The following is an 833-nucleotide window of genomic DNA, read 5'->3' as shown; positions in this document are numbered from 1 at the left end:
GACCGAGACGGGGAGCACGTGGCTCGAGGAAGCGGGCATTCTCCAGGAAGATGATGCGGTCGCCGGCGGCGAATTCTCGTGCGCCGCGCTCGGTCCGGAAAGCGCGGCCCTCACCAAGCGCGCCCTCTCCTGTCATCACCGATCGCAGCGCTTCGTTCAGGCGCTTCACGTCTTGATTGGTATGGGCGAGTACAAGAAGCTCGCCACCGCGAAGACGACCGTCATTGCCTTCAAGGACCGACGTCTCGATTGCCAGTTTGCGCCCTTCGCTCCAATCGGCGACGATCCGCCCGATGACTTCGTCGCGCGTCTCTGCCTCGACAAGATGACCCTGCTGCGCATAGGCGTCGAGACCTTTCTCGGTCTCGCCACGAGCGAACAGCCGAGATGCCTCGCGCGCCCAGTCTTCGCGCTGGCGGCGCACGCCGGCGAGTTCGGCAAAACCGATCCGCTCGGTGATCGCCCGGAACGCCGCACCCGCCTGGATCGGCTGGAGCTGCATCGCATCGCCGACCAGCACGACTTTCGCCCCCGCCTGTTCCACGAGCTTCAGCACGCGGGCCATCTGCTGCGACGACACCATGCCGGCCTCATCGATGACAACCACATCGCCGCGGTGAAGCGTCTCGTGTCCATTGGCCCAGATGAGTTCCCAGGAGGCGAGTGTTCGCGATCTGATGCCGGAGCTGTCTTCCAGCCCTTCGGCGGCCTTCCCCGCAAGGGCAGCACCGATCACCCGGCGACCATCGTGTTCCCAGGCGACGCGAGCGGCGGCAAGCAGGCTCGACTTGCCGGCGCCAGCAAGGCCGACCACCGCAGCAATGCCATTGTCG

The 833-nt window shown here is 65.8% G+C and carries 1 protein-coding gene; it reads right to left on the bottom strand.

Annotated features, from left to right (window positions below):
* Positions 1-833 (bottom strand): AAA family ATPase (locus FY112_RS21030; RefSeq protein ID WP_151519210.1); only part of this gene is annotated, 833 nt, incomplete at both ends.

This window comes from Rhizobium sp. PEPV16, assembly GCF_008919455.1.
Lineage (GTDB): Bacteria > Pseudomonadota > Alphaproteobacteria > Rhizobiales > Rhizobiaceae > Rhizobium > Rhizobium leguminosarum_Q.
This window is presented reverse-complemented; position numbering and strand designations above follow the sequence as displayed.